The sequence below is a fragment of the Bacillota bacterium genome (assembly GCA_040754675.1).
Classification (GTDB): Bacteria; Bacillota; Limnochordia; order Limnochordales; family Geochordaceae; genus Geochorda.
Genome location: JBFMCJ010000345.1, coordinates 1 through 4,471, shown reverse-complemented (window position 1 = coordinate 4,471; position 4,471 = coordinate 1). Strand labels below are relative to the sequence as shown.

The 4,471-nt window shown below is 60.2% G+C and carries 4 protein-coding genes and 1 pseudogene; all 5 read right to left on the bottom strand.

Translation table 11 applies throughout. From position 1 onward, the window contains the following. Positions 1-230: 230 nt before the first annotated feature. Positions 231-683: pseudogene (locus AB1609_16470) on the bottom strand (dTDP-4-dehydrorhamnose 3,5-epimerase family protein). 32 nt (positions 684-715) lie between these two features. Then, positions 716-1,783 (bottom strand): glucose-1-phosphate thymidylyltransferase, encoded by a 1,068-nt coding sequence (locus AB1609_16465; protein MEW6048043.1) that lies wholly within the window; start codon positions 1,781-1,783, stop codon positions 716-718. A 61-nt stretch (positions 1,784-1,844) separates the two neighbouring features. Continuing rightward, positions 1,845-2,699: a dTDP-4-dehydrorhamnose reductase gene (gene rfbD / locus AB1609_16460; GenBank protein MEW6048042.1), complete on the bottom strand. Its 855-nt coding sequence runs from the start codon at positions 2,697-2,699 to the stop codon at positions 1,845-1,847. Further along, entirely contained in the window at positions 2,696-3,721 is a 1,026-nt protein-coding gene (locus tag AB1609_16455) for an NAD(P)-dependent oxidoreductase (GenBank protein ID MEW6048041.1), read from the bottom strand. The genes rfbD and AB1609_16455 overlap by 4 nt, the downstream gene beginning before the upstream one ends. A gap of 18 nt (positions 3,722-3,739) precedes the next feature. Next, positions 3,740-4,249, bottom strand: coding sequence for a dTDP-4-dehydrorhamnose 3,5-epimerase family protein (locus AB1609_16450; protein ID MEW6048040.1), 510 nt, complete (start codon positions 4,247-4,249; stop codon positions 3,740-3,742). Between the last annotated feature and the right edge of the window lie 222 nt (positions 4,250-4,471).

Sequence of the window (4,471 nt, the reverse complement as noted above, 5' to 3'; positions counted from 1 at the left end):
CTACCGTCACGGCCATTGCCAGGAGACCTTCTTTGATGCTACCCATCAGTTGCTCGAGGGTTACGCCGACCCGGCTCGCCACTGTTTCGAGCAAGGTGGTTCCCATGGTGCCCTGTTCGTGGTACGACTCCATCGGTGGCGGTTACCTCCCTTCGTTGATGCACCCCCGTTATATCATGGGGGTTGGAGGGACCGCCACCCTCAAATTCCACGATTTTCGCGACTACACCCCTCACCCTCGTGGACCAATCGAACCCGATACGCGGCTCATCGTAAGGCAGACGCTTCTCGTCGGGGTTGTCTCGGTTGTACGCTTCCGTAGTGAAGTAAATGAGGACTGCCGGCTTTTCGCCCAACGTACGGTACCCGTGGGCGACACCACGAGGGATTAACAGGACGATGGGATTATCTTCTCCCATGTAAAACACGTTGGTCTCCCCGTGCGTGGGCGATGCCTCGCGCAGATCGTACAGGACCACCTGTGCATTACCGACCGGGAAGAACCACGCGTCGTCCTGGTGCTCGTGGTAGTGGAAAGCCTTGATGACTCCGGGATGCGTCTTGGACATCGAGGCCTGGCCAAAGCGTTCGAGTAAGCGGTCGCCGTCACGGAGGATCTCCCGGAAAAAGCCGCGGTCGTCCGGGTGGCGAACCAGGCGCTTCACTTTGACTCCTTCGATCAAGGCCTCGAACCTCCCTCGGTGAGCCCCGGGCCTTATACTGATAACTCAGCGTCGTCCCCGACAAACAGCCTGATGGACTGCCGGCCGTCCCCAGCCTTGCGGATCCTTACGTTTCTCCCCACCAGGCTGTCCTCGATTCGCCCCACGTCGCAGAGTTCACTGTCTTCCAACACTACGGAGTGCTCCAAGCTCACGTTGGACAGCCGCGTGCGGTCCCCCACAGCTGTGAAGGGTCCCACAAAGCACCCCTCGATCACGCAACACTCACCGATCACAGCTGGTCCCCGGATTGTACTTCGTACAATCCGGGCCCCCTTGCCTATCTGCACGCGTCCACTAATCTGGCTGGACGAATCCACCTCTCCCTCCACCGCGCGGCGGGCGTACTCGTCCAGAACCACGCGGTTGGCCTCAAGGATGTCATCCTTCTTCCCGGTATCAAGCCACCATCCCTGCAGCACGCGGGCCTCCACCCGCCCGCCCATGTTCATCAGTTCCTGGACAGCATCGGTGATTTCAAGTTCTCCCCGCCATGACGGCTTGATCCTGGAGATAGCATGGTGGACCACAGGCGAAAAGAGGTAGACGCCCACCAGGGCAAGGTTGCTCGGGGGGTCCTTCGGCTTCTCGATGAGCCGTACTACCCGCCTATCGCCGTCCAGGACGGCGACCCCGAACTGCCTGGGGTCAGGCACTTCCTTGAGCAGGATGACGGCTTCCCGGCTATCGCTCGCGAACTCGCTGACGAGGTCGGCCACGCCTCCCTGGATGAGGTTGTCGCCGAGGAACATCAGAAAGGCTGAGTCCCGGAGGAAATCACGGGCTGTCTGGACAGCGTGGGCCAGGCCGCCCGGGCGGTCCTGGAGTATGTATGTCACCCTGATGCCCCAGCGGGACCCGTCACCAACGGCGGCTTTGACGCTTTCCCCGGTCTCTGGACTGATGACGATGCCTACATCCTCAATTCCGGTGGCGGCGACTTGCTCCAGCACGAAGAACAGAATGGGCTTGTTGGCCACAGGCAACAGTTGCTTGGCCGTGGTGTGGGTCAACGGCCTCAGTCTGGTCCCCTTGCCCCCGGAGAGAACCAACGCCTTCACGATGCTCCCGCCCTTCTCGGTCGCTCTCCCTTGGCGAACTTGTGAGCGACGTCTGCTCCGGTCATGACCCAATATGTCCCTTCTCGCGCAGATAGTCGCCAAGGGCCTCCTGCCATGGTCTTCTGACATGGCTTGGCAGGCGACTGCTCAAGAGGGCGGAAAACCGAGGCCGCTTGGCCTTCTGCCTCAAGTCTGCTGCAGTGAGGGGCGCTACATGAATACCAAATCCGGCCTGTCTAAGGATCTCCTCCGCAAACTCCAACCAGGAACACGTCCCGTGGCCCGTCACATGGTACACCCCAGCAGGAAGGCGGCTCTCTATGATGTATTTGATGGCCACGGCCGCATCCCGTGTGTAAGTGGGGGACATATAAAGGTCGGCGACCACGGCAACTCTCTCGCCCGAGCGCGCTTTCCGGATCATGGTTTCGACGAAGTTGCCCCCCTTACCGCTCGCGCCTGCCACACCGAACAAGCTGGCTACCCGGACCACATAGTGGTTGGGCACGCAACGCGCATAGAACTCACCCGCAAGCTTCGTTACACCATAGGTGTTAATCGGCCGCGGCACATCTTCTTCCACGTACGGCGCTCCCTTTTCACCGTCAAAAACGAAATCGGTGCTGATGTATACATACGTGGCACCGGTGGCTTCGCATGCCTTCACAACATTCCGCGAGCCAAGCGCGTTGACAGTCCACGCTCGGTTGGGGTCATCCTCGCACGCATCCACCTGGTGGAAAGCGGCGGTGTTGATTACGACATCGGGCCGGATGCGGGTCAATACGGCAATGCAACTTGCCTCGTCGGTCACCTCTATGTCGTTGTGCATGAGCGGAATGCAGTCCAGGTCAGACATCACCCGAACTAGGTCGCTCCCCAACTGGCCCCCTGCCCCGATCACAGCAACCTTCATATGAGCACCCCGCCTATCTCCGTCTCACGCAGGAACAACTGCATCTCGAGCAAGTGCTTATACCACTGTAGCGTGATGGTCTTCATCCCGTCGGTAACGGCGCCCGTCCGCAGCGCCTCGTGGATCTCGCGGGCACCCTCGGATGGGGTGTACGACGGTTCAAACCCAAGCACTGAACGAACCTTCTTGAAGCTCACCCGGTAGCTCCGATGGTCTGGTAGCCCATACCATTCATACCGGAAGGGCACTCCCACCGCCTCCGCCACCGTCTGAGCTAACGGAAAGATCTGAAGGTTTTGCTCGTCCGCCCCCACGTTGAAGACCTGTCCACTTACGGCCGAAGGCTCCGCCTCTAGCGAAAGTAGGAACGCACGCACCGTGTCGCGCACGTGGACGAACGGACGCCATTGGGTCCCGTCGCGCAGGATCGGAATGGTCCCCTTCTTGAAGAGCCCCAAAACCATCCCATTGATTGCTAGATCAAACCTCATGCGGGGAGACAACCCGTATACCGTGGCCTGTCGGAGAACGACGACGGTGAAGTCGGAGTTTGCCAGCGGCAGAACGTGCTTCTCGGCCTCCAGGTTGGCCTTGGCGTACGTGGTCAACGGGTTCGGCGTGGAGGATTCGTCCAGGACCCCGTCCTGAAATCCGTATATGCTGCACGAGGACGCAAGGATGTACCGCCTGACCCCGTGCTCTTTCGCCAACCGCGCAATTCGGGCACGCCCTTCGAAGTTGATCTCCAGGGTCTTCTTCGGGTCAAGCTCACCCGTCGGATCGTTTGATAAGGCCGCGAGGTCCATGACCGCATCCACACTGTCGAAGACCTCGCCACCAACCCAACGAACATCGCCGCGCACCAGCTCCAGCCTGTCCGGGTACTCTCGCTCAAGGTGCGCGACAGCGTCCCGGCCAAAGAAAAAGCGATCCAGGCACCTGACACTGTGGCCGGCAGCCAGCAGGGTTTCGGTGAGCACCGCACCTATATAACCGGCCCCGCCCGTAACTAAGACTCTCATTCGACTAGCGCCCCCCGGTCATTTATGTGGGGGTCTGTTCCAGTCGAACGGCTGACCGGTAGCAGGATCAACGATCGCCGGATCGTTCCATGGCCGGCGCTCCTCGTCCGGGCTTTGGTAGTCGTATAGGCGGGTCGCGAAGTACACAGTGAGCGACGCCTCATTCCCGACCGCCTTGGTTCCGTGCCAGTAGAATCCCGGAATCCTCACCACCTGCGGCTTGTGGGCACTGGCGACAATCTCCACGAGGCCACCCTTGGTCGCAGAATCGGGCCGATCGTCATATGCACATATCTTGAGGGCACCTTTGACTACCAGGAAATAGTCAACCTGGCCTCTCATATGCCGATGCCAGGCGCGGATCATGCCAGGGTAGCTCATGGACAAGTTCGTCTGAACAACCGTGTCCCCCCCAAGAAAGTCGGTCCAGTCTTCGCGCAGCGCTTCCGCGAAGAAGCCCCGTTCGTCGGGCAGGACCTTCAAATCGTATGTCCTCACCCCGGGAAGCCCGTACTCCTTGGCTGCCATTTCGTCGCCTCCTTTTCGCCCCTTTTGTTACCGTGGGGACCGAAAGGAACTGCAAGCCCTTCCCTGGAGGCCATCAGGGGCAATGACCATCACACCAAGTCCCGGAGCACCCTTAGCATGTCGGCTGGGTCAGACGGAACGCTTCCGTTGAATGCCAACCGCCCAAGGGCTGCCAGGGAACAGTCAAGAGACGCGCGATCAACCGCATTCGCCCCTTCCACC

What these genes read in the sequence shown, in the direction of transcription:
- AB1609_16450 (MEW6048040.1), bottom strand. Translation starts at nt 4,249, where the DNA reads ATGGCAGCCAAGGAGTACGGGCTTCCCGGGGTGAGGACATACGATTTG.
- rfbD (MEW6048042.1), bottom strand. Translation starts at nt 2,699, where the DNA reads ATGAAGGTTGCTGTGATCGGGGCAGGGGGCCAGTTGGGGAGCGACCTA.
- AB1609_16455 (MEW6048041.1), bottom strand. Translation starts at nt 3,721, where the DNA reads ATGAGAGTCTTAGTTACGGGCGGGGCCGGTTATATAGGTGCGGTGCTC.